This window comes from Parabacteroides massiliensis (assembly GCF_900155425.1).
Taxonomy (GTDB): Bacteria; Bacteroidota; Bacteroidia; order Bacteroidales; family Tannerellaceae; genus Parabacteroides; species Parabacteroides massiliensis.
In genome coordinates, this window is sequence record NZ_LT700189.1 from 1,047,089 (window position 1) to 1,072,120 (window position 25,032).

Sequence of the window (25,032 nt, forward strand, 5' to 3'; positions counted from 1 at the left end):
TCACACTTTATCTATAATTCAGCCAAGCTGTCGCTTTCGTATCCGTATCCGAAACGAAACGAATCCATCTTGCCTGGAACGATTCCGGAAGTTGTTGAACAAGTTTTTCTCCCGGCTTTACCGTATAAGAGGCATACTCCATCCAATCACCGTTTCCTGTCGGATCAACCTCGACAGTCATTACCACATTTTTATCAGATTGGTGAGACAGGGCAAGTTCTTTTTTATCGTAAAAAGCAATCAGATAAGGATCAGAAGCGATACCTGCTTTTACATCCGCATCCTTCCATGGGCCACCCTGGCCGACCGGTTTACCCAAAGACCACAAATCATCTATGACACCAACCCAAACGGCTGCTTTCCCGTCATCGGATACGACAACATGAGGATTGTCTCTGCCCTCTTCGGGAGTCACGCCTGTCAAGACAAGCATGCCTCGATAAGAGGCATAATCATTGATGCGATAATTATGTGTCGATATAGGACGAATCTTTGCATAGCCATCCGCATTTTCAGCCGGAAGTTCGTAAAACGTACCCATGCAGGAGAACAGATCTCGTTCTGTTGCGACTTCACGGCAAATACGGAGTAATCCCTGATCTGTCAGCGCCTTATACGTTTCTTGTCCCAAAGGCAAACGCCAACGGCGGCCTGAATCATCCACAACCAGGACCGAACTCTCGTCAATTGTTATGACTTGTTCCGGTATTGCAAACTTATTACGGATGAAATCGGCTGTTTCGGCATCTTCTTTACGGACCAGTTCCAATTCTTCACCCATTTCATAATAACCGGTTTCCGTGACCTTCCCTTCTGCCGCCACATTGGCCAACAAACCTAAAGCACGGCGGTTATCGCCCAATCCGTACAACAAGCCACCGGTCGTCGTTGCTTTATCAACCGGAGTCAAACCTTTATAGATCGGGTCTGAAGAGGCCGAACGGGTATCTGCTGCCGTATAATTGAAACTTACCGTCGCCATCGTGTTCTTATCTGCTTTCACCCGAATCCACTCTCCTTTCTCCATCGCACTGAACGGCACGGAGACTGCTTTTCCGGCGTTGACTGTTACCGATTTCAGTGTCTTCCATTCATTATTGCCTGATTCATCCACTTCGAACGTAAATGTCACGGGCTGCTTGCCTTCGTTTTTCACCCAACCGAAACGATTGGTCCAGCCACTGAACAAAAAGGGCTCGGAAACTTCATTCGCTTTTACGCTCTCTTTCGCCCAGACTGCACCCTCGGCTGTAGCCGGTCCTAATTCGTCAGGCTTTGTCAAAGAGGTGAACCACAAATTTGAATTGGATTGGCCGGGACCTTCTATGTTGCCCTTCGCTTTTCGTTTATTCAAGAATTCTTTTTGAGCAGAATCGTCACAACCGAAAACCAATTGATCATTCCAACGGGTAAAATCGCCGATCACCTTCAAATAGGCGGAACGTGGGCGGATTCCGGCAGAATTACCGGCTGTAAACATAGCCGGGAAATGCCAGAACATCCCGTGCATCGTCATTAAATATTCAGGTTGCGACTCAGTCCCGACATTTCGGATACGCGGCCATTCCGTATTCCAACCATGCGCTCCGTCATAACTGTGGCTGGCTTTAGGCAAACGATAGAAAGACCATCCTTTTTTAGCATCACGCACGCCTAAAATAATCGACTTGTAATCCCATCCGGTCGCCCAAATAGGGTCTGTCTCAGGATTCGCATTGCCATAGATTCCACCCGGGCCCGTCACTTCGACAAACTGGTTACGACGAACCGTTTTCCAATCCTTTCCGTCCCATTCAGCCAGAACTCCGGCCTCCACGTCAAACTTTCTCAATGCTTCCTGGGTCCCTTCTCCGTTGTTCGTAAAATACATACGCCCTTGCCCGGAATATAGCCCTTTGCCATGTACACCCGGCAACAAAGCGTTTACAGGCCCGGCATCCGTATCATTCTTTTTTTGTTTCTTGTTATTTCCATCCTGGTACAGTTCTTTTACCTCAAGTGTATTTACATCCACCTCATAAAAGCCTTCTTCCATTGTCCCATAATAAATCTTATTGGCAGGATCCGTCAGGTGACGGGCATTTCCGGTATGCCGTCCAGGCATTACCGTATAAGGTATCACACGGACTTTTCCTGTTTTATCAATCGCATAAGGACCAATGAAAAGTTGATCGCTTTCTTTATGAATCATTCTGTTTGCAGGTGTGCCACCGATGCTCTCGTCATGTACGATCTGCCGATAATCGGACGTCACCTCATACAATTTATCGGAAGAGCCATTCGGCAAGTGAGGCCCATAAGTAACCACCCATAAACGATCGGCCCAAGGCACGACAGCCCCCGTCCCGCATTCGCCCTCATTATTATAATAAGCCAAACGGGGATAAATGCCGGATATGGAATCCGGCGCTTTTTTGACATCTTTCTGTGTCGTACAACCGAACAGGGAAAATGCGGCTAATAAACCAACAACATTCAATTTCATATCATCTACTGTTTTAGGTAAAATATCAAAAAAAGGGCTTCTCATATTTCTATATGATAATATATAAACAGAGAAGCCCCAATATATCGACTATACCCTATTAATCAAATTATTTTAACTTCAAAAAACATTACCATTTCGGATTTTGTGACAGATTTTCATTGATAAGTCTATCTGCAGCAGGTACCGGCCACAAATAATCGCGGCTTTCATCGAATTTACGTTCTGTTGCCACAGTGATATATCCCTTTTCCGCCATTTCGCTTAAATCGGCAATGCCGTCTTCATCGATCTGCGGAATGCCGCCTATCGGATAGTTACCATCTTTCCAGTTCTGAATCAACTGTTTGTATTCAGCAGAAACGGCATTTTCATCGCCACCCCAAGAGGTACTGCCGGACCATGCACGATTCAAGAAATAAATCGGACGGTTAAAAACTTTACCGGCAATCTTCCAACGGATCAAATCGCTATAACGATGACCTTCCCAAGCCATTTCAATGAAACGCTCGGTACGGATGATCGTACGTAGCTGTTGCTGCGTTCCTTCCGTTACTCTCGGATACTCAAGGCCTGTTCCGTTGTAAGCTCTTTCACGCAATTTATTGATCGTTGCATCCAGCACTTCTTGGCTACATTGGTTCATCTCATTCATCGCTTCAGCATACATCAACAAGACATCGCCATAACGCAGCATGGGATAAGTAGTCGGTGCACCCGCTTTACCATTTTCCAAAAACGATTCATCGATATATTTTTTAAACAACAAACCGGTGTATGAAGCATGTTCCGCTCTTGCTTTAGAATCATTATTCCCTACTTGCGCTCCGTCAGAAATTCTTTGGACGGTTGTTTTTATGGGAGATGGAGAATATTCATAGCCTAACCATTTATAATCCTGCGGATCATACGTTCCATCCAGCACGCTTTTGTTGTATGCTGTCGCAAAAGGCACAATCGTCATTGCCATACGTGGATCCCGGTTCTCAAAAAAGTCTTTCGGGTTGTAAAGCGGAGATTCGTCGATCGGTTTGCCGTCAATGCAAGGATAAGCACAAACCAATTCATAAGACGGAGCCTTTTGTCCACCCCATCCGCCTGAAAGACGAGAGATGCAATTCAGGACATCAGATGCAGCCCAATAATAGTTCTTCAACGTCACATCCCCACGGAAGAAGAAAATCCATTCGTCAGACCAAGAAGCCGTAAACAAATCCCGATAGTTGGCATGCAATTTATATACATTCAAATCCATGCAATTCTTGGCCGCTACGGCAGCGGTAGCGTAATCTTCATTATAAATGGCGATTCTCGCTTTAAATGCATAAGCAGCCCCTTTCGTGGCACGCTGGATACCTGAATAACTATTCGGCAAACGTTCCGCTGCCTTGTCCAAGCATTCGTAGCTGTAAGCCAACACATCGGCTTTCGGAGAACGGGAAGCGGTGTAAGCTTCCTCCAGGCTCATGCCCTCTTTGTCCAGGATCGCATCACCCCAATGGAAAGCCAGCATACCGTAAGCATATCCTAAATAGAAATAGGCTTCACCTTCATATTGGGCTATATCTTTTTCCGACACGCCCATAGCACGTGCACGATCCATATTTTTGATTATACGCAAAGCACGAGCGATGCCTTTATAATAGTTTTCCCAACGTTTGGCAATCGTTCCGTCTTCAGATGTCAATGTCCCGTTATTCACAGCCGATGTTGTGTTTCGGGCAGTCACATCATCTCCCCATGTCATATCGTCAATCGGGAAAAAATCCGTACGATAGAAATCATTCAAAGACATTTCTATTTCTGCCTGAGAAGAATACCAATTCTCGCTTGATCCTTCAGAAAGAGGATTTAAATTAAGATCGACACACGACATGAGCATGAATAGAGATGCGGTACATATAGAAAGTTTTATCTTTTTCATATCACTATAAATTTAAAATTTAACATTAGCGCCAAATGTAAAAGAAGTGGATATAAAGTCGGAACTTGCGCCTATTTCCGGATCCCATCCTTTAGGATAATGGCTTATAGCTGGAAGATCGTTTATTGTAGCGTATATCCGAAGCCCTCTGATGAAACACTTATCCATAAGTTTCTGTGGCAACGAATATCCCAATGTGATGTTCTTGACACGGAAATAAGCTCCGTTGAACAACCAATAATCAGACCCTGTATAAGTATTGGTCGTATTGGTATAGGTCAGACGAGGATATTTGGCATTCCTGTTCTGGTCTTCCGTATTATGCTGGCTCCAATAGTTGCCCAACACAAGAGAGGGCACGGCTCCCCATTGTTCTTTCAACGGTTGAATCCAAGCTGAATTAAAGAGTACATTCTGATGTCCTACGCCTTGGAAAGAAAGCGAGAAGTCCCAATCCTTCCAACCCAAGGAAAGATTTCCTCCAAACTGAAACTCCGGCAAGGAATTGCCCAAACGGACTTTATCATCTGCATTGATAACGCCATCTCCGTTCACATCGACATATTTAATATTACCGGCCTTATCGTTAGCCGTGAGTGTCGGATACTTGTTTCCTTCCGAATCATACAGATCTGCATCTGTAATAAACAGGCCGTCGGTCTTATACATGAACCACTCATAATAATAAGAACCTTCTTCATAAATCTTATTGCCATCGATCGTTCTTCTGTCTCCTAAATAGCCCATTTTCGAACGATAGTCGGACAGATTGAAGGATACGCCATAAGAGATATCACCAATCTGGTCACGCCAACCGGCTTCAAACTCCCAACCGTGCGTGTACATATCACCGGCATTTTGCTTCGGTGCGGAGAATCCGGCATAAGAGGGGAAACCTAACGTCAAAAGCATATCAGATGTTTTCTTGTAATAGTAATCTCCCGTCAAAGTCAAACGATTGTTCAGCAAAGTAAGATCAACACCAACGTCATAAGTCGTCGTCGTTTCCCACGTAATGTTGTTGAATGCATAATAATATTGCGCTGCGTTTTGTATGGCTGTCACCGACTGGGAACCCTTGTCATACATATAACTGTTTCCGAAATTGATAGCGGCCTGATATGGGAATTCAGAATCACTGATACGCTCATTTCCCAATGAACCAATAGAAGCACGTACTTTCAAATAATCGATCTGTTTGTTTTTGGGGAACCAAGGTTCGCTTGAAACAACCCAACCTGCCGATATGGAAGGGAACACGCCCCAACGGTAGTCAGCAGCAAAACGAGAAGAGGCATCTGCGCGGACATTCGCCTGTAACATATACCGGTCTTTGTATGAATACATGGCACGTCCGAATACAGATTGATAAGCATTGTGGCCTGCATTGCCTGAGTTATATTGGTAATCTTCCGGCCCAAGATTCAAATAAGGATAAGTATCCAATTCATAATTGTTTCTCGACGCGCCCAAATTTTCCCATTTATATTTGTAACCTTCATATCCGACCATTGCATTCAAAGAATGATCATTCCATCTGTTCTGGTAATTGGCATAGAACTGATAGGTACGGCTTTGCGTTATATTTCGTGTTTCACTAAGAGATGTAGTCTTATTGTTTTGTGCAGCAATGGTGCTTCCGTCTTCATAATACACATTCACTGCTTTTACAAACTTTTTCCCTGTTAAAAACGAATATCGGGGAGCAAAAACAGCCGAAAGCGTCAATCCCTTGATCGGAGTCAAATCCAATTGGGCCTTTCCACCGAATTTATAATAATTATTCTTGTCCGTTCCTCCTTCATTGAGCATAGCCAACGGGTTGGCTCCGGATTTCACATCAGCATAGCGTCCGTCTTCCCAATAAGGATTGTAATAGGGAGCAGTCAGATAAGCCCAATAAACAGGATTGATGGTTGCAGGAGATACACTCTTCGAAGTAGAAAAATCGATATCGATATTGGCACGGATCCAGGAATTGATCTTATAATCGTTGTTGACTCGACCTGCATAGCGTTCATACGACTTATTTGCATAATATCCATCTGCCGTCTGGTAATTGAACGAAAATTTGGATTGCAACTTATCCGTGCCGCCTGAAACATTAAAGTTATGCTGTTGATGAGAAGTTGTATTTTTCAACAACAAATCGGCCCAATCCGTATCCGGATAATGATAGGGATCCGTTGCGTTGTTAGCCATCCAGGAGTTAATGGTTTCCTGCGAATACTGCGAATATGGGTTAGACGCACCATCGTTCCACTTAATCTCATTTTGAACATTCATCCAATCGATCACATTCCCGTTTGTCGGCCGAGCAGTCGGTTTGTCAATGGAATATTCATAATTGTAATCCAAATTGAATTTATTCTCTTTGGCTCTCTTGGTCGTGATCAATATGACACCTGCTGCTGCACGGGACCCGTAGATAGAGGCCGAAGCGGCATCTTTCAAAACACTCATGGTCTCTACATCTGAAGCTACGACATCATTCAACGAGCCTGGCACACCGTCAATAATAACAAGCGGATCATTATTGGAAAGTGTCGTGACACCACGGACACGTATGGTTGCCGAACTACCGGGACCACCGGAAGAACGCGTCACCTCCACTCCTGAAATCTGCCCCTGCATAGCCGTAGACAGCATTTGAGTAGAACGCTCTGTCAGAGAAGTCCCCTTGATACTGGAGATCGGACCGGTCAAATCACCCTTACGTGCCGAACCATAACCAATCACCACAACTTCATCCAACAATTCCGCATCTTCTTTCATTGTTATAGACACGGCTGTTTTATTTTTTACAGATATTTCACTCTGAATGTATCCTATATAGGAAACTATTAATGTTGCATCTGATGCAACATCAAGGGAAAACTTCCCTTCGGCATCCGTAATCGTTCCGTTCGTTGTTCCTTTCTCAATCACGTTGGCGCCAATAACCGGTAGACCTGATTCATCTAAGACAACTCCCGTTATTACTTTCTGATTCTGCTGCACACCTGTCAAAGAAGAACTTTCCGAAGCCTTGATTAATACCTGGCGATCAATTATCTGATACTTATATCCTGTATTATTCAATACCTGATCCAGTACTTCTTCCAGTGTCGCATTTTTAGCATTAACACTTGCAATTTTATTAACGTTTACACGATTGTCGTTAAAGAAGAATGTAAATTCACTGCTTTTTTCAATTTCTCTAAGGATTTCGATAATGCTGCTGTTCTGTTTGTTGATCGATACCTTGTAACTCTGCGCATAGGTAGAGGCAGAAATGCAACATGCAACTCCTAACGAAAATAAGGTTGTGATCTTCATGATACGTTTAGTTTTTCTAAATAATGGGATACAATAATCCCTGCCACTGTTTTTTTTCATAACTTTGTAATAGTTTTTGATGAATAATAAATGCAAGTCTTTGGCTTGGACTCCTTACGACAAGCATTTTTGAAAACTCTCTGATTGGAAGGTGCTTGCCGGCATCTTCCAATTTTTTTGAAGGCTAACTTTTTTATTCCATAGGCATTAGAATTTAATTATTATAATAAGTTATTTTAAAGTCAATATATAATCGCCGTTCTCCACCTCTTTATACAGCAATGGGGAGGATACCTTTATCATAAAAAGTATCCGTTCCAGCGATTCGTCTCTCACCTTGAAAGTAAACCGGTATTTGTCTGCGAGGTCTTTCTGGCACATCACCTTTCTGCCATACCATTGTTCGAGGCGCGGGATGATCATGGATAGTTTTTCGTTTTCGAAACTCAGCATCTTTTGTTTGCGCCAAGCGGTATATTTATCGGCATCAACAATTTGTTTGGTGACTTTTCCGGTTTGACGGTCCATCAAGATTTTTTCATTGGGAGAGACAAGGTATTCCTGCATTTTATCTGTTTCTTTGTCCGCTATGCTAACTTTGATCTTGCCATTCAGAAGAATCGTTTCTATCTTGTTTTCCATATCGTAGCTGAAGAGTTCGAACGCGGTTCCCAATGCCTCTACGCTCATATCCTCGGTGTGGACGATAAAAGGTTTTTCGCGGTTCTTCGCCACATCGAAAAAGGCTTGCCCGTTTAATGTGATCTCGCGCGTCTTACCGGAGAAACGGGCAGGATAAGTCAAACGGCTGCCCGGTCCCATCTGCACTTTCGTCCCGTCCGGCAAAGAGACGGATTCCATATTCTGGATTCCGGAACTTACAACATACATCAGGACATTCGCCCTGTCCTGCAACGCGAAATAAGCAACTCCGGCCACCCCTAATACCAGCAAGACGGAGGCAACCATGCTATATACCTTATAAAACGCAACTTTCCGTCCTTCGCCCTGTTGCCAGACTGTCCTGCAAATATTCCGCCAGATAGACGGTTCGTCCGGGCAATCGCTTCTCTCTGCATCCGGAGCGTTATCCCATTGCCACTCCATTTTTTTCGTCACCCGGCGAGACGACTGCAAGGCTATGCGCTCTTCTTCGGTCAGCGCATCCTGCATCAGTTTCTTCAATATATATTTTTTGTCTTCGTATTCCATTTTAATCGCTTTACAAATATAAATACACGCAAGCGATTCTTTCCCCCTATCCGATACGAAAAAAAAATACAAATTATTTTTGCAGTACTGTTTTTCATCCTGCCCCAAGCGGGCAAAAAAGCAAGAAAGCTATTAAACTCTTAGAATTTCTTTATAAGGAAAGACGGATTCACCCTCAGATAAATCCCGGCTGAGAAACTGGTTTTGGCTGGCGATTTATAGCCATCCTGTCCCGTACCGCGAAAAACGACAGGCAGATGTTCGTATATATCCAAATCGATGCCCAATGAAAAACCTTTTGCCAGTTCACGCGAATACTCCAGACCCAAATAGGCACAGGAAGGATCATCGAAGGTAAGACCTTCATCGGATGTCGAGACAGCTCCATAAAACGGACTGCCGAACATGGATATAAACTGATGGCATCTCCAGTAGGAAGTCTTCACACGGAAATCATAAATATCGGCTGACGCGCGTACATATATACCATAACCTTTATCGAATGGCCATATCTTACCGGCCTGTTGATAATAACCGGTAGCATCCAATTCCACATTTACTTTTTTGAATATCTTATGGCCTGTGTTCCATACGCCTCCAAATCCGACCGCCCCATTCATCAATGTCTGGACAGAATTGGTTTGGATCGTGTCGATCTCCCCTCCCCGATGCTGAGCCAAAACCTGCAAAGGCGCATAGAAATGAAAACGTGAATCCGGATCGTTAAACTTGAAACGGGCAGACAATCCGACCGTAAAGGCTTCCTGATGGACATCTTTCCTGAAAATAAAACTTTCCCAATTCACCCATGCATCCAAATCGAACCGGCGGGAATTATATAACAATTGCAATCCCATCTCCGGATCGGCAAGCATATTCAATTCCGGATTGTACAACGGTTCTATCAGATTATGGTTGGCCGCTCCATACAAATCGCCCAGCACGATATTCACATGGTCGGATAAGGCCACCTGCGCCCGGAACCAGGGAAGTGCATGAAAACCTTTCTGATACTGATCTCCTTTCCAATATGCAATATCCTGATAAGCCATATTCGGATAGCGATTCGCCCCCCAAAAACGTTGCAGATGCACACCGGCTTCGAGTTTCAGCATTTCCAACGGATAATAGACCGCCTTTGCCTGCAACCAAAGCCCCGGCAACGTATAACCTTTCATAAACGAACCGGCATACTCATCATCTTTAAAGAAACTCAGGTTATCTATTTCGACCGAAAGTTCTCCTTTCTTTTCCGGATCGATCCGATAATCCGTTTTGAAAACACGGTCCGGAATCTGGGCATGAAGTGTATGAACAAACGAAGTTCCCGCCAAACAGAACAGGAAACACAGGCCTAAGCGCAAACAGGGAATGTGTAAAAAACTTTTCATCAACTGCAAATTTAAGTACAAACGTAACAATTAAAAAGGAATAAACGAAGAACGGGGATATAGAATCTAATCCATATCCCCGTTCATATACTTTGAAGCTATTTGTATTAGCGTCTCGGCGTTGCTTCTTTTACAACCATCTGGCGACCTTCGTATTCAGCCCCGTTTAATTCTTCGATAGCGTTTCTTGCTTCGTTTTCGTTAGGAAGTTCTGCAAATGCAAAACCTTTAGAACGACGAGTGTCACGGTCTATGATCAATTTAACTGATTCAACTGTACCGTACTCTTCCAAAACCTGTTGTAAGTCTGATTCTCTAACCCGATAGTTCAGGTTACCAATGTAAATATTCATACAAAAATGATATAAAATAATTAATAAAAAAATTTGAAACAATAAAACTTTAAGGAAAGATCAATGTCTGCTAAATCATATTCTGTTATGAATATTAAGTCGGAGATAAAGAGCTATACAAACAGTTTTGCTTGTCGGGTACAAAGAAAAGCATTTAAAATAGATATGGCACCATAAAACAAAAAATTAATTCATAACAATTCAAAAAAGACATATTCAAAAAAGATTTTCTCTATAGAACCTCCTTAGAATCACTAAGGGTTGGAAAAAGAGGCTTTGATACAATAATATGTGAAAAAAGCCTATTTTATAGTATTTCTGACCAATTAAGCCGGTATAGAGCCTTTTATGTCTCAATCAGAAAGCCTAATTTTGCCCCAATCATTTTGAACTTAATTTGACATGGAAAAAATCGAAGTTAAAGAAGCCAAAGGAAAACTTGGTATTCTGGTTGTTGGGGTAGGTGGTGCAGTTGCCACTACTATGATCACAGGTACGCTGGCTGCACGTAAAGGACTGGCAAAGCCTATCGGCTCTATCACACAGTTAGCAACAATGCGTTTAGAAAACGGAGAAGAAAAAGCGATCAAAGATATTGTTCCTCTGACCGACCTGAATGACATCGTTTTCGGCGGATGGGATATTTTCCCTGATAATGCATACGAAGCGGCTATGTACGCTGAAGTCTTGAAAGAAAAAGACCTGAACGGTGTAAAAGACGAATTGGAGGCAATCAAGCCGATGCCGGCCGCTTTCGACCATAATTGGGCAAAACGTTTGAACGGCACGCACATCAAACAGGCTGCTACCCGTTGGGACATGGTTGAACAGCTCCGCCAGGACATACGTGAATTCAAGGCTGCCAACAATTGCGAACGTATCGCTGTTCTGTGGGCCGCAAGTACGGAAATCTATATCCCGCTGTCTGACGAGCACATGTCTCTTGCAGCTTTGGAGAAAGCAATGAAGGACAATAACACGGAGGCTGTTTCTCCAAGTATGTGTTATGCTTACGCTGCTATTGCAGAAGGTGCTCCATTTATCATGGGCGCTCCTAACCTGTGCGTGGATACTCCTGCTATGTGGGAATTCTCCAAAAAGATGAATGTGCCTATCTCCGGCAAGGACTTCAAGAGCGGACAGACATTGATGAAGACAGTGTTGGCTCCGATGTTCAAAACCCGTATGTTGGGTGTAAGCGGTTGGTTCTCCACCAATATCTTAGGAAACCGCGACGGCGAAGTGTTGGACGATCCCGCAAACTTCAAGACAAAAGAAGTCAGCAAGCTATCTGTCATCGACAACATCTTCGAACCCGAAAAATTCCCGGACCTGTACGGAGACGTATATCATAAGGTACGTATCAACTACTATCCTCCCCGCAAGGACAACAAAGAAGCATGGGATAACATCGACATCTTCGGCTGGATGGGTTATCCGATGGAAATCAAGGTAAACTTCCTTTGCCGTGACTCTATCCTGGCTGCTCCTATCGCGCTTGACCTGGTGTTGTTCAGCGATCTGGCCTTGCGTGCAGGCATGTGTGGCATCCAAACTTGGTTGTCGTTCTTCTGCAAGAGCCCGATGCATGATTTCGAACATCAACCTGTACATGACCTGTTCCAGCAATGGAGAATGGTTAAACAGACGTTGCGCGATATGATCGGGGAAAAAGCGCCCAGCTATCTGGATTAAAAATTCAAGGCAATACAAACTTAGTTTCATAAGGATGAAACTTTTGTTCCATGCCTATGAAACTGAAATTCCATGCTGATGGAATTCTCGATATAACTTTCTCCCGGATAAGGGGGAAAGTTTTATTCTTTTTATAACTTTGCACACATTTTACTGACAGGATGAAAAAAGTTCCACTAATTCATATTATTATTGCAACAGGCTTCGGTTCCGGTTTTTCTCCGTTTGCTCCGGGAACGGCAGGAGCTTTATTAGCTACATTGATCTGGCTTGCATTGTCTTGCGCCGTATCTCCTACCCAACTTCTTATCATAACAGCATTGTTGGTCGTTTTTTTTACGATTGCCGGCATCCGTTCGGCAAACGCAGTCGAGCCCGTTTGGGGAGAAGATCCTTCGCGGGTGGTGGTAGACGAAATGGTAGGAGTCTGGATTCCGCTTCTGGCTGCACCGGCAGGCAACCTGTGGTATGCACTGGCAGCATTCGTACTGTTCCGCCTGTTCGATATTTTCAAGCCGTTGGGCATACGCAAGATGGAAAGTCTCAAGGGCGGAGTCGGAGTAATGATGGATGATATTTTGGCTGGGATATATAGCCTCTTCCTCCTAATCGGTGCAAGATGGTTGATTGGATAAAGAAAAGTGCAAGAGCGTTTTCGGAGAAAGGTGGGATATTCATGTTCATGCGAGCCCAATTTTCTTCGCAGATTGCCAGTGCGACAGACTTTCTGGTCACAATCTTGTTGGTCAAATTATTTGGAATTTATTACGTGTATGCAACTTTCACGGGATCTGTCTGTGGCGGGATCGTGAACTGCATCATCAATTATAAATGGACATTCAAATCCAAAGAATGCAAGAAACGGCATGTGATGGTAAAATACCTGTTGGTCTGGATCGGCAGTATCTTACTGAATACCTGGGGCATCTACTTCATGACGGAAACGATCAGCAGGAGTCCCTGGGTCCAGGAGACGCTGAAACACTATATCGACGACTTGTTCGTCTTCTCCAAGGTGGTCGTCTCGCTGCTTGTCGGATTTCTTTGGAACTATAATATGCAACGTGTCTTTGTCTACAAGAACTGTAGGATCAGAGGCCGTTTCCAGAGAGTGAACTCAAAATAAAAACAAAATAGTAAAATATGAAATTCAAAGTTTTTAGAGATTGGTTGCAACAGACGATCTACAAGATCATCAACCCGATCGTACATGGAATGATTAAAATTGGAATTACCCCCAATTTTATTACGACGACAGGATTAATCCTGAATATTGTGGCTGCCTGCATATTCCTTTATGCAGGAATGAAGGGAGAGCGAGGTGATTTCAACTATATCGGTTGGGGTGGCGGCATCATCCTGTTTGCCGGGCTGTTCGACATGATGGACGGGCAGGTGGCGCGTATCGGAAAAATGAGTTCCACGTTCGGAGCTTTGTACGATTCTGTACTGGACCGCTATAGTGAACTGACAGTTTTCTTCGGAATCTGTTTCTACCTGATCAATCAAGGATATGTAATCAGTTCGATCGTTGCTTTTGTCGCTTTGATCGGCTCGCTGATGGTAAGCTACGTCCGCGCTCGTGCCGAAGGGTTGGGACTTGAATGCAAAGTGGGCTTCATGCAACGCCCCGAACGTGTGGTGCTGACCGGATTAGGCGCCCTTTGCTGTGGAATCTTTGCTCCTATGCTGGAAAACAACGAGACATTCGAACCGATCATGATATTCGTCATTCCTTTGCTAATCGTTGCGATATTCTCCAACATCACGGCATTCGCACGCCTGAACCATTGTCGTAAACTATTGAGCAGCAAAGGCAACGAATGAAAGAGACTATTGTACTCCCGTCAAAGAAGGAGGCTGGAACTGTTATCGGCCTGGCAGCGTTGTTTCTTTTGCTGACAGCCGTATGCATCGGACTACGCCCGGAGCATGTATTCATGGTCGGCCTGTACCTGCTCCTCTTCTTCGCCGGCAAGACAACCCGTAAGTTGGCTGTTGCCTTGTTGCCGTTCGCTCTTTTCGGCATTTCATACGACTGGATGCGTGTTTTCCCAAACTACGAGGCGAACCCGATCGATGTGGAAGGCCTGTATAATCTGGAAAAAAGCTTGTTCGGCATAAACGACAATGGGAATATCCTGATTCCTTGCGAGTATTTCGCAATCCATAATTGCCAGATAGCAGACTTCCTTGCAGGTGTATTTTATCTCTGCTGGGTTCCTGTTCCGATCGCCTTCGGGTTGTGGCTCTATCTCAAGGGAGAACGTAATTTGTATCTCCGTTTCTCGATGGTATTCTTGTTTGTCAACCTGATCGGTTTTGCAGGGTATTATATTCATCCGGCAGCACCACCTTGGTATGCGATCAATTATGGCTTCGAACCGATACTCGACACTCCGGGCAATGTTGCCGGACTCGGCAGGTTCGACGCATTGACCGGCCTCTCGATCTTCGATTCCATCTATGGCCGCAACGCGAACGTATTCGCGGCAGTTCCATCATTACATGCCGCATATATGGTTGTGGCACTATGTTATGCGATTATCAATAGATGCAATAAATTTGTGATTGTTCTGTTTGCCATCATCATGGTGGGAATTTGGGGAACAGCAGTTTACACCTCACATCATTATATTATAGATGTAACATTGGGTATTTGTTGTGCTCTTTTAGGAATCTTACTTTTCGAGAAAGGATTGATGAAGACAGGCTGGTTCAAAAACTTCTTCAACCAGTATTATAACTACATTAAATAATGTACCAATTAAAGAGTTTCTTCACATTGGCACATTATTCATTGCATCCCGACCTTTTTTGAAATAGCATGACATCTTAACTTTGCCACAAATAAAAGTTAGGATGTCATGTATAAACAAACTCTACCATTATTCCTGTGCATACTCTTGTCTGCATGCGACTTGATCGATTACCATCCGTATGACGGCCGACTCACCATTTCCGAACGCGATATCAACGGTCACAACATCCCGCTTATCGAGGCAGCAACAAAAGATAAAGATACGATCCGCTTCGTCCTGATAGGCGACACCCAGCGTAGTTATGATGAGACGGAAGATTTCGTAAAACATATCAATACTAAAAAAGACAGTATCGATTTCATCATACACGGAGGAGACTACACCGAGTTCGGCATGAAGAAAGAATACGAGTGGGCCGTCGATATATTATCGAAGCTCGATATCCCGTACGTCGGATTGATCGGTAACCATGACGTAATCGGTAATGGCGACCAGGTTTTCAACAAATTGTTTGGAGCAGAAAACTTTTCCTTTATCGTCCGGGATGTCAAATTCGTTTGTCTCAACACCAATGCAATCGAATACGACTACTCCCACCCTGTTCCCGATTTCGGTTTCCTGAAAGAGGAACTGCAAGACAGCACCCGCCATTACAGCCGTACGGTCGTCGCCATGCATGCACGCCCCGGAAGCGAACAGTTCGATAATAACATAAAAGACGTATTCCAACTATATATCCGTGAATTCCCCTCTTTGCAGTTCTGTCTGAATGCTCATAACCATCAGTTACAAGTGGAGGATATTTTCGACGACGGGATCATCTACTATGGTTGTAGCAATATAGCCAAACGCAACTACATATTATTCACCCTAACCCCGGACAACTACACGTATGAAGTTATCGATTTTTAAATGGATGCTCCTATTTCTCTTCCTGACCGGCACCTTACAGGCACAGGAGGCAATCGAGGATGATGTGCGATATAAAAAACGTGTGGAGAAATATATATCCAGATGGGAGAAACTCATTCCCCGTTATACCAAACTACAGTTTGCCGGATCAATGGGTATGCTTTCACTCGGAACAGGTTGGAATTATTATCGCAATCACTGGGAAACAGATCTATATTTGGGAATAGTTCCCCGCAACTCGGACCATCATGCTATGGCAACCCTTACGCTCAAACAGAATTATTACCCCTGGAACATCCATATCGCCGACAAGTTGTCTTTCGAACCTCTCGCCTGCGGTGTCTATATCAATACTCTTTTAGATCGTGACTTCTGGGGCAAACAGCCGGACAAATATCCGCAAGGCTATTACTGGTTCTCCACCCGCATCCGTACCCATGTTTTCGTCGGAGAGCGATTCACATTGAAGTTAGACACAAAAAAGAGCTGGCATAAATCCATCTCTTTCTTTTACGAACTCAGCACCTGTGACCTGTATCTGATAAACAAGATCGGAAACGGTTATCTGAAACCCAAAGACTATCTGAGCCTCTCGTTCGGCCTCAAACTACAAATCCTGTAAAACAAAAAAACGGGAGGTGTCATTACGACAGCCTCCCGTTCCCCATAAACTACATAAAACACTTAAAAGAACGAATTTCGCATTAAAATGCAAGACCTAAGCGGATACCCCAGTTATTCAATCCATCGATCGAATAGCTCAGGACATCTCCTTTGTTGGTTGCATAATTATAGTAGGCAGCGATATGCAGACCAATCTGTTTCTGAGGTGTAAAATACATATTCATACCGATTTCGGGAGATACATAGAAACCCCAGTTACGGTCGTATACTTTCATTACATTCATATAAGTCGACATTTCGCTGTAGCTTGCACCCAGCTGTACACCGGCATAAGGTTGGAACTGGCTTTCGGGAGCCACGTTGTAACGAAAAGCTGCACCGAAAGGCAACTGGAAAATAGAATGTTGCTGGTCGGAAGTGATGGCCGATGTAGAACTTACCGGCAATGTCTGCCGATCGATATACTTATTGTTGGTATGATAAGAGATAAATGCTCCGACCGAGAAATTAGGAATTACATAATAACCGGCTTCTGCATGTGCCCCCCAACCACTTGTCTTGTCTGAGAATTCCTGGCTGAACGGAGAGTTGATCTGCCAGTCGACATTAAAATACATGTTCTTTACAACCTGGGCGCCAGCCAGAGAAGGTATCGCTAAACAGGCGACAAGTAAAGCGATTAATTTTATTGATTTATACATCTTTTTCATAAGACTCAAATTTATCTTTTAATTCGCGTTTAATTATTTTTTCAAGTACGGTGACTGTACAAAAGCCTGCTCGATAGCACGAGTAGAAAGTTGGATATTTACTTTGTCGGAACCGGACAACAAGCCTGTCATGTAAGCAGTCCAAAGAACCGGAAGTTTAGCATCCGTGGATTTCGGTTGCGGAGCTTTCAAGTCGACCATTTCGACCAACAAAGAACCTATGCTATAGCTGTACACTACAGGATACGGATAATACCATCCATCCCATGCACCAGTCCAGTTACCCCAGTAGCCATACCACCAGTTATATCCCGGATAGCCCCACCACCAATAAGGATTGTCATGATAGTTGGTAAAGTAATTTACATTTTTCACGAAAGAAACCTGCAAACCCAGATCTGCATCTTCTTTATCCATCGTACGTGTGTAACCACGGCCCTCCATGCCATTAACCAAAGTAGAGACGATATCGCCGGCTTCAGTTGCACTCCAGAATTCCGGTTTCTCGCTGTTACCGATTACCATTACACTGTCAGGGATGTAGAAAGTTGTAAACGATCCGAAATCAGCACTCTTGTTGTGATCTGTGAATACTACGAAATCATCGCTTAGTTTTGACATGTCCGGATCTTTCTGGCAAGACGCCAGTAAAAGAACCAATAAGAAAAAAGGAAGAATCTTTTTCATCTCATTCAACGTTTAAAACAGTTTATACTATTATTTATGCACTTATATATAAGTTACTATTTAAACAACATGAACTAAAAAAGGTTTGCATTCTCTCTTTTCAAGAGTGTTAATTAACTTGTCTGAAGATTTTGGAACGGTTATAAACGACTGTTAATGAACACAACAATCTCGTGTATTATCCAGTGATAAGGCCGTCCATTCTTAATGGACAGTAGTGCATCGGGGTATATTTTAATCCATCTGTTTCCTGTTCTTCTGAAGTCTTTGAAAAGCCTAAACTTTCATAGAACTTCACAGCGTACGACGATGAATTGACAGTTATCTGCATTTGATTTTGATCGGCATAGACAGAATCAAATAATTGTCTACCAATACCTCTGCGATGGAACTTCCACACTCAACAAACACATCGAGTGCCAAAGAGACAGCCTTTTCATATTCGGAATTATTCAGTTGTCGAATATTCAAGATCGATCTTATTATTAAAAACTTGTAAGAACTTCATTTCACCTATTGCCTCAATAAGTTTTTGATTTCAATAAAATGTTGCCCATACTTCAACCAACGATTTGCAAAACTTTTGAACTTATTTCATTTGCTCAGATTCTTTGCCATCCAAAAATTGGTGAGAGAAAGCTGATTTGCTTTCCGTTTTTGTTCTTCCATTACTATATACCCCCTTTTTTCAAAGAACGGGCGGGCTGTTAAACTTACTTCTGATGTAATCCGTATGATTCTTGTTGCAGTTGCATACCGTTCTATTTCATTTAGAAGTATCGTAGCAATGCCTTTACCTTGAAAATCTTTATGAACAAACATAGAATGCAAATAGCCTTGTTGGGTAATGGATGCAAAGCCGACAACCTGTGACTGTTGATTAGTTGCTACAATAAAATAATGCGTCCTAATCATTTCTTTTATATGGGAGATATCGTTTCCGCACGAAGCCCAATCTTCCACTTCTGCTTTTGAATAATCAAATTTGTTTATATTGAGGACTGTATCTTGAAATAAATCTTTGATTTCAAGGAGATCAGTCGGCTGGGCTATTCTAATTGTAAAATCTGTATTCATATTCTTAACACTCATATTACCTGCGACAAGGCCTACTATGTTTGATAATTGCTGTTTATCAATAGTTATCAAACATAAAGATACAAATATATGGATATTTCTCAGATAAACATGTTTTATTACCGGTTTATGTTTAAGTGGATGTGGTTATCGTCAAAAAAAGGGATGCCCGGCTTTCGGACATCCCTTTCATGATTCTGATTTCTGCAATTTCTTACTGTAATGTTCCCTGCTGTGCTTCCTGCACCATCTTTGAGTTCGGAAGGATAAGGATTTCTACACGGCGATTCAGAGCACGTCCCTCAGGGGTGCTGTTGTCGGCAACCGGTTCATGTATACCTTTGCCTTCATAAGTCATGCGCTTACTGCTCACGCCTTGGTCTTCCATCAGGTAATCGAATACGCTCTTTGCCCGTTTTTCAGACAAGGTTTGGTTGTAGTCAACCTTTCCTGTATTATCCGTATGTCCTATGATTTTAATGTCCGTATCCGGATTGGCATTCAAGCTGGTAGCCAAATCACGCAACGCACTCTTGGAAGCGGCACTGACTGTGCTTGAATTGGTTGCAAACAAGATACCCGAATCAAACGTAACCTTCAGCGCCTCACCGTTGTTGATGGTTTCAACCGTTGTTTCTTCCGGCAATGTCGCTTCCAGTTCTTTCTTCTGTTTGTCCATCTTCTTGCCGATCAGGGCTCCTGCCGTACCGCCCACGGCAGCACCGATTATCGAACCTAACGCAGTATTACCGGCCAATGCGCCGACACCGGCTCCAACTGCCGCACCTCCACCGACTCCGATAGCTGTTCCTTTAGCGGTATTATTCCATGTTCCACAACTCGTAAAAATGACTGCCATACAAAGCAGCAAAACTGATAACAACTTAAAATTTCTCATCTTCTTCTTATTCTTTATATAAACTATATTGTAACCATACAACAGTCTATTAATCGAACATGTTGATAGAATCGCAATATTCAAGTTCTCCTTGTACAATAAAAGTAATGTCTTCAGATGCGAACTTGCCTACGCCGTCTTTTTGCGCATTCTTTACAACAAACCCGATCAATTCATTTTCATCAATATCAATTTCAGCATTGTCATCGGCATTTTCATCAAGAAATCCCTTTGACTCATAAAATTCATAAATCAGGTCTACAATGTAATTGATATCGTCATTACTGAATTTCCCTTTCAATTCCTGGGGAAGATAGTTCTGGATAAATGCTACAGAATCTTCTTCATCGTAAATTAAATCGTCTTTGTCACTCATATCTTTTTAATTTTTGGTTGATAGATACTGCAAACATAAACAAAAATATTCGTTATCCATGCAGGTACTCTCAAAAATCAATTCCGAATGCCCTAAAACACCTGCCTTAAAGCATAGCTTTACGGTGGCTAACCCTATGCTTTAGCTAACGTAAAGCATAGGGTTAGCCAAACCGGCTTTTACCGTCTCTGCAGGCAGTTGTCACAACACCCGCAACGTGTCCCTTCCATACCGAAATATTCGGAAATAAACTCCTGCCGGCAGCCGTTTGTTTCGAGATATTCAACGACTTTTTCGATTCGCATTTTGAAAGCCGCCAATCGGTTTTCATAGGATGCGGTCGTAATGACAAGACGGTCCAAAGGGACGCGGATCATCTTAAAGGTGATCCGGGGTTCTTTTCGGGGAGGGACATAATAGAAGCCGACATTTCGCAGATAGCCCAATACTTTCGCGACGACACGCGGTTCCAATCCTGTTTTTCTTGCCAGCAGATCGACACTGACAAAAACTCCTGCTGAAAAGAGTCCTTCGTAATTCCGTAAAACCTCGACAGCGACTTTGGCGGCCGGAGAATCATCGTTCAGGAAACGATCCATCGTCCAACGGGGTTGGTCATACCGCAGATAGGGTTGTGAATTAGGGTAGGGTTCAAAAGTAAGATAGTTCGACAAAGACAATATTTCGAGGGAGGAACGCAAACGGCCTTTATCGAAATGCCAGTTCTTCAGGAACTCCGGTTCGTCGAGATAGACCACCACTCCTTCCCCGTCGCCTTCCGCGATCTGAAAATGATTGCACAACGCTTCGTATACACGTTTGATATACTCGATCGTCGGGAAGGCATTGGAAGGGCGCCTTTTTATGTCCGTTATGTCCTGCGGCCCCAACAGAGCCACGGCATAGGCCCGTTTTCCATCACGGCCTGCACGCCCCGCTTCCTGGTAATAGGCTTCCATCGAATCGGGAAATTCGGTATGGATGACCAACCGTACGTCTCCCTTATCGATCCCCATTCCGAATGCATTGGTGGCGACCAGCACACGCGTAAATCCTTTCACCCAATTGGTCTGCCGCTCCGTCTTCACAACCGGGTCCAGGCCGGCATGGAAATATTCGGCTGAAATACCTGCTGCCCGTAACTTTCCGGCATATTCTTCCACCCCTTTGCGGGTACGGCTGTAGATCACGGCGGAACCGGGTACGGCAGATAAGATATGGCAGATTTCCTTCAATTTATTGTCCGTCTTACGGACTACGAACGAAAGGTTTTTCCGTTCGAAAGAGGTCTTGAATATCCGATATCCTTTGCGGAAATGAAGCTGCTCGCAGATGTCGGCCACTACGGCAGCCGTGGCCGAAGCCGTCACGGCGATTACCCGAACATGCGGTATGGCGTCGCGGATATCCGCGATCAAACGATAGTCACGGCGAAAATCGTTTCCCCATTGGGAGATACAGTGCGCTTCATCCACGACCAGCAAATTCACTTTGCGGGACAAGGTCTTCAACTTCTCCTGAAACAGTTCGGAGGAAATACGTTCGGGAGAAATATAAAGAAACTTATAATCTCCCAAGATACAATTATCCAGTTGTTGCAAAATCTCCCAATGTGGCATTTCCGAACTGATAAACGCCGACAAAATGCCTCGCTTTTGCAGGTTCTTCACCTGGTCCTTCATCAAAGCAACAAGCGGACTGACCACAAGGCAAATACCCGGATTCGCCAATGCCGGGACCTGGAAAGTAATGGATTTACCTCCGCCCGTCGGCATAAGCGCCAACGTGTCGTGCCCGGACAGAATACTGTCTATGACTTCAGCCTGTCCCGGCCGAAACCCGTCATAGCCCCAGTAGTGTTTCAGAACTTGTAATGGATTGTGCATTGTATCGAACGTTTCTGCAAAGATAGGATATCCGGGGCAATAAAAAAAAGGCCTGCCCCTTTTGGGAGCAGAGCCTTTCACATAAATATATATCAATCAAACCATCCTCGATCAGTTCTTGAAGACCAGTCCGCTACCGTCGCTGTCGATTGTGATCGGGCGATCTTTATTGACCGTTCCGCCCAGCAACTCTTTGGACAGTTCGTTCAGGACATACTTCTGGATGACACGTTTCACAGGACGGGCACCGAACTGCGGGTCGAACCCTTTGTCCGAGATAAACGCCAGAGCTGCATCTGTAAATTCCAGGGCTATGCCATTCTGAGACAACATCTTCTTCACGCTATTCAACTGAAGGGTAACGATCTTACGGATCTCCTCTTCGTTAAGCGGAGTAAACATAATGATGTCGTCAATACGGTTCAGAAACTCCGGACGGATCGTCTTCTTCAGCAATTCCAACACCTGGACCTTCGTTTCATCGACAACCTTGTCGTGTGTTTCGGGAGTCATCTTCTCGAAGTTTTCACGAATCAAGGACGATCCCATGTTACTGGTCATGATGATGATCGTGTTCTTGAAGTTGACGACACGCCCCTTATTGTCGGTCAGACGTCCGTCATCCAATACCTGCAAAAGGATATTGAAAACATCCGGGTGAGCCTTTTCGATCTCATCAAACAGAACGACCGAATAAGGTTTACGGCGGATAGCTTCCGTCAACTGGCCGCCTTCATCATATCCGACATATCCCGGAGGCGCACCGATCAGACGAGTCGCACTGAACTTCTCCTGATATTCGCTCATATCGATACGCGTCATCATGTTCTCGTCGTCAAACAGATATTCCGCCAACGCTTTGGCCAACTCTGTCTTACCGACACCCGTCGTACCGAGGAAGATGAACGAACCGATCGGTCGTTTCGGGTCTTGCAATCCGGCACGGCTACGGCGTACGGCATCAGCTATAGCACTGATAGCTTCCTCCTGCCCGATCACACGTGTGTGCAATTCGGATTCCAGATGGAGCAATTTTTCCTTTTCGCTCTGCATCATCTTGCTGACAGGGATTCCGGTCCAACGAGACACCACATCGGCAATATCTTCGCTGTCCACCTCTTCCTTGATCATGGCGGCAGCACCTTGCATCGTCTTCAGTTTCGCCTGAACTTCCTTGATCTCTTCCTCCTTCTGTTTGATCTTTCCGTAACGGATTTCGGCTACCCGTCCGTAGTCGCCTTCACGCTCGGCCTTATCGGCTTCAAACTTCAGGTTCTCGATATCGATCTTGTTCTGCTGTATCTTGTTGATCTGCTCTTTTTCGCTTTGCCACTGGGCCTTCTGCTTCGTTTCCTCGTCCTTCAGGTCGGCAATTTCCTTATTGAGCTGTTCCAACTTATCCGTATCGTTTTCGCGCTTGATCGCCTCACGTTCGATTTCCAACTGTTTGATACGGCGGGAAACCTCATCAAGAGATTCCGGCACAGAGTCGATCTGCAAACGCAAACGGGCTGCAGCCTCATCCATCAGGTCGATCGCCTTGTCGGGCAAGAACCGGTCGGTGATGTATCGCGTAGACAACTGGACGGCAGCGATGATCGCATCATCTTTGATACGGACCTTATGGTGGTTCTCATATTTTTCCTTCAAACCACGCAGAATGGAAATGGCATCCAATTCATTCGGTTCGTCTACCATGACAATCTGGAAACGACGTTCGAGCGCCTTATCTTTCTCAAAATACTTCTGATATTCATCCAATGTCGTCGCACCGATCGAACGCAATTCGCCACGTGCCAACGCCGGTTTCAGGATATTAGCGGCATCCATCGCGCCTTCGCCCTTTCCGGCACCGACCAATGTATGGATCTCATCGATAAAAAGAATGATTTCTCCTTCCGATTTGGTCACTTCATTGACTACTGCTTTCAGACGTTCTTCAAACTCACCTTTGTATTTGGCTCCGGCAACCAAAGCACCCATATCCAAAGAGAAAATCTGTTTCGATTTCAGGTTCTCCGGTACGTCGCCCCGCACGATACGATGGGCAAGCCCTTCGGCAATCGCCGTCTTACCGACACCCGGCTCACCGATCAGGATCGGGTTGTTTTTCGTACGACGGCTCAGAATCTGAAGTACACGACGGATTTCGTCGTCACGACCGATCACCGGATCCAATTTGCCGCTACGGGCACGTTCGTTCAAATTGATTGCATATTTACCCAATGCGTCGTATGTATCTTCGGCAGACTGGCTGGTCACCTTATTCCCTTTCCGCAGTTCTTCAATTGCCTGGCGCAATTCATTTTCCGTCACACCGGCATCTTTCAGTATCTGGGAAGCAGTGCTTTTTTCGGTAAACAAGGCCAAAATGACCGGCTCCAAAGAAACGTACTGGTCTCCCATTTTGGAAGAATAGTCGATCGCTTTCTGCAAAACAGCATTCGCCTCACTCGACAGGTAAGGTTCTCCACCGGATACTTTCGGCAGCGAACTGATCTGTGCATCCAATACACGATTCAGATTCTGAATATTGACACCCAGTTTCTGAAAGATGAAATTAGTCACACTTTCGCCCGTCATAATGACACCTTTCAGCAGATGTACGGCTTCGATCGCCTGCTGCCCATGCTGGGTGGCAAGTTGTACGGCCTGCTGGACGGCCTCCTGTGCTTTAATTGTAAAATTGTTTAAGTTCATATAGTTATACTCCTTTCTATTC

At 44.3% G+C, this 25,032-nt stretch carries 22 protein-coding genes; 7 read left to right on the forward strand and 15 right to left on the reverse strand.

The features are described 5' to 3' along the window. Positions 1–7 precede the first annotated feature (7 nt). The 6 genes from BQ9893_RS04470 to BQ9893_RS04495 form a co-directional block, all read right to left on the reverse strand. A complete protein-coding gene (locus BQ9893_RS04470; protein ID WP_075964913.1) occupies positions 8–2,485 on the reverse strand; it encodes a hypothetical protein in 2,478 nt (825 codons plus the stop codon). 130 nt (positions 2,486–2,615) lie between these two features. Further along, positions 2,616–4,409 (reverse strand): RagB/SusD family nutrient uptake outer membrane protein, encoded by a 1,794-nt coding sequence (locus BQ9893_RS04475; protein WP_075964914.1) that lies wholly within the window; start codon positions 4,407–4,409, stop codon positions 2,616–2,618. A 12-nt stretch (positions 4,410–4,421) separates the two neighbouring features. Next, the gene (locus BQ9893_RS04480) at positions 4,422–7,727 is read right to left on the reverse strand and encodes a TonB-dependent receptor (RefSeq protein WP_244155050.1); all 3,306 of its coding nucleotides are present in this window, start codon (positions 7,725–7,727) and stop codon (positions 4,422–4,424) included. Between the two features lie 231 nt (positions 7,728–7,958). Further along, positions 7,959–8,939, reverse strand: coding sequence for a FecR family protein (locus BQ9893_RS04485; protein WP_075964915.1), 981 nt, complete (start codon positions 8,937–8,939; stop codon positions 7,959–7,961). Between the two features lie 140 nt (positions 8,940–9,079). Next, complete coding sequence (locus tag BQ9893_RS04490) at positions 9,080–10,330, reverse strand: LpxZ family protein (RefSeq protein ID WP_075964916.1); 1,251 nt, start codon at positions 10,328–10,330, stop codon at positions 9,080–9,082. A gap of 107 nt (positions 10,331–10,437) precedes the next feature. Then, a complete protein-coding gene (locus BQ9893_RS04495) occupies positions 10,438–10,683 on the reverse strand; it encodes an RNA recognition motif domain-containing protein (RefSeq protein WP_005635197.1) in 246 nt (81 codons plus the stop codon). A gap of 402 nt (positions 10,684–11,085) precedes the next feature. On the opposite strand from BQ9893_RS04495, the gene BQ9893_RS04500 reads away from it, so the two are divergent. The 7 genes from BQ9893_RS04500 to BQ9893_RS04530 all read left to right on the forward strand — a co-directional run bounded on the left by BQ9893_RS04500 (position 11,086) and on the right by BQ9893_RS04530 (position 16,674). Continuing rightward, entirely contained in the window at positions 11,086–12,378 is a 1,293-nt protein-coding gene (locus BQ9893_RS04500) for an inositol-3-phosphate synthase (protein WP_075964917.1), read from the forward strand. Between the two features lie 161 nt (positions 12,379–12,539). Next, positions 12,540–13,013 (forward strand): phosphatidylglycerophosphatase A family protein, encoded by a 474-nt coding sequence (locus BQ9893_RS04505; RefSeq protein WP_075964918.1) that lies wholly within the window; start codon positions 12,540–12,542, stop codon positions 13,011–13,013. Beyond that, a complete protein-coding gene (locus tag BQ9893_RS04510) occupies positions 12,998–13,504 on the forward strand; it encodes a GtrA family protein (protein ID WP_075964919.1) in 507 nt (168 codons plus the stop codon). The genes BQ9893_RS04505 and BQ9893_RS04510 overlap by 16 nt, the downstream gene beginning before the upstream one ends. A 17-nt stretch (positions 13,505–13,521) precedes the next feature. Further along, positions 13,522–14,205, forward strand: a complete 684-nt coding sequence (locus tag BQ9893_RS04515; RefSeq protein ID WP_075964920.1) for a CDP-alcohol phosphatidyltransferase family protein — start codon at positions 13,522–13,524, stop codon at positions 14,203–14,205. Further along, entirely contained in the window at positions 14,202–15,137 is a 936-nt protein-coding gene (locus BQ9893_RS04520) for a phosphoinositol dihydroceramide synthase (protein WP_075964921.1), read from the forward strand. The genes BQ9893_RS04515 and BQ9893_RS04520 overlap by 4 nt, the downstream gene beginning before the upstream one ends. Positions 15,138–15,245: 108 nt before the next feature. Continuing rightward, positions 15,246–16,052, forward strand: a complete 807-nt coding sequence (locus tag BQ9893_RS04525; RefSeq protein WP_075964922.1) for a metallophosphoesterase family protein — start codon at positions 15,246–15,248, stop codon at positions 16,050–16,052. Further along, positions 16,033–16,674, forward strand: coding sequence for a hypothetical protein (locus BQ9893_RS04530; protein ID WP_075964923.1), 642 nt, complete (start codon positions 16,033–16,035; stop codon positions 16,672–16,674). The genes BQ9893_RS04525 and BQ9893_RS04530 overlap by 20 nt, the downstream gene beginning before the upstream one ends. Before the next feature lie 82 nt (positions 16,675–16,756). On the opposite strand, the gene BQ9893_RS04535 is transcribed toward BQ9893_RS04530, so the two are convergent. From BQ9893_RS04535 to clpB, 9 genes are all read right to left on the reverse strand, one after another. Beyond that, positions 16,757–17,386 carry an outer membrane beta-barrel protein gene (locus BQ9893_RS04535; RefSeq protein ID WP_075964924.1) on the reverse strand — a complete coding sequence of 210 codons (630 nt, stop codon included), beginning with the start codon at positions 17,384–17,386 and terminating at the stop codon, positions 16,757–16,759. A 33-nt stretch (positions 17,387–17,419) separates the two neighbouring features. Continuing rightward, the gene (locus tag BQ9893_RS04540; RefSeq protein ID WP_075964925.1) at positions 17,420–18,073 is read right to left on the reverse strand and encodes a DUF4136 domain-containing protein; all 654 of its coding nucleotides are present in this window, start codon (positions 18,071–18,073) and stop codon (positions 17,420–17,422) included. A gap of 178 nt (positions 18,074–18,251) precedes the next feature. After that, complete coding sequence (locus BQ9893_RS04545) at positions 18,252–18,449, reverse strand: GNAT family N-acetyltransferase (protein ID WP_244155083.1); 198 nt, start codon at positions 18,447–18,449, stop codon at positions 18,252–18,254. Further along, a complete protein-coding gene (locus tag BQ9893_RS22000; RefSeq protein ID WP_244155087.1) occupies positions 18,395–18,544 on the reverse strand; it encodes a hypothetical protein in 150 nt (49 codons plus the stop codon). Before BQ9893_RS22000 ends, BQ9893_RS04545 begins: the two co-directional genes overlap by 55 nt. 123 nt (positions 18,545–18,667) lie before the next feature. Next, positions 18,668–19,150 (reverse strand): GNAT family N-acetyltransferase, encoded by a 483-nt coding sequence (locus BQ9893_RS04550; protein ID WP_075965411.1) that lies wholly within the window; start codon positions 19,148–19,150, stop codon positions 18,668–18,670. Positions 19,151–19,364: 214 nt separating this feature from the next. Next, entirely contained in the window at positions 19,365–20,048 is a 684-nt protein-coding gene (locus tag BQ9893_RS04555; protein ID WP_075964926.1) for a YiaD family glycine zipper/OmpA-like lipoprotein, read from the reverse strand. Between the two features lie 49 nt (positions 20,049–20,097). Beyond that, a complete protein-coding gene (locus BQ9893_RS04560; protein WP_075964927.1) occupies positions 20,098–20,424 on the reverse strand; it encodes a hypothetical protein in 327 nt (108 codons plus the stop codon). Positions 20,425–20,603: 179 nt separating this feature from the next. After that, complete coding sequence (locus tag BQ9893_RS04565) at positions 20,604–22,310, reverse strand: RecQ family ATP-dependent DNA helicase (RefSeq protein ID WP_075965412.1); 1,707 nt, start codon at positions 22,308–22,310, stop codon at positions 20,604–20,606. Between the two features lie 111 nt (positions 22,311–22,421). Further along, positions 22,422–25,010 (reverse strand): ATP-dependent chaperone ClpB, encoded by a 2,589-nt coding sequence (gene clpB, locus BQ9893_RS04570; protein ID WP_075964928.1) that lies wholly within the window; start codon positions 25,008–25,010, stop codon positions 22,422–22,424. Between the last annotated feature and the right edge of the window lie 22 nt (positions 25,011–25,032).